General features: G+C 69.1%; 2 protein-coding genes. Both read left to right on the forward strand.

Annotated features, from left to right (window positions below; translation table 11 throughout):
- A partial coding sequence (locus OO70_RS50600; RefSeq protein ID WP_043688364.1) for a hypothetical protein occupies window positions 1-301 on the forward strand: 301 nt, incomplete at its 5' end.
- Window positions 298-498 carry a hypothetical protein gene (locus OO70_RS50605; RefSeq protein WP_037945321.1) on the forward strand — a complete coding sequence of 67 codons (201 nt, stop codon included), beginning with the start codon at window positions 298-300 and terminating at the stop codon, window positions 496-498. The genes OO70_RS50600 and OO70_RS50605, both read left to right, overlap by 4 nt.
- The last annotated feature ends 27 nt before the right edge of the window (window positions 499-525 follow it).

Here is a 525-nt window from a genome sequence, read left to right on the forward strand (position 1 = left end):
CGGATACCCCACCCGCTACGGGCCCAAGGTGCACTGCTTCACCCCAACCTCGATCGAGTATGTGGCCATCGACTCGACCAGCGACTCGCGGCTGTACATCACAGCCGAGTTCTCCGACTGGACCGAGCTCTCGGGCGGTTGGGTGAGCGTGCGCGCGTCTCTCCGAGACATGAACGGCTGGACCATCGGCCGGCGCCCCGCGCTCATCTACAACCGGCCGTACGACGTGCCTTCCACCACCTCGTTCTATCTCCCCCAGGGCGGCGGCATGTTCGCCCTCAACACCCGGGTCTACTCATGACCGGCCAAGGGTGGGACCAGGCCGAGTTCTCGTGCGGCCGATGCGGTGAGCACATCACCGCCACCACCGAGGAGGAGTACCTCACTCGCGTGCTCGCGCACCGCACCGCTCACGACCTCCTCGACGCGTCGAGCCCCGAGCTCCGCGCCCGCCTGCTCGACCTCGCCCTCGCGGAAGTCGAGCGCGTGCTGACCTGACCAGCGCGGGCCGCGCCCCCCGCGGCC

The sequence above is a fragment of the Streptomyces xylophagus genome, from assembly GCF_000716435.1.
Taxonomy (GTDB): domain Bacteria; phylum Actinomycetota; class Actinomycetes; order Streptomycetales; family Streptomycetaceae; genus Streptomyces; species Streptomyces xylophagus.

What these genes read in the sequence shown, in the direction of transcription:
- OO70_RS50605 (WP_037945321.1), top strand. Translation starts at nt 298, where the DNA reads ATGACCGGCCAAGGGTGGGACCAGGCCGAGTTCTCGTGCGGCCGATGC.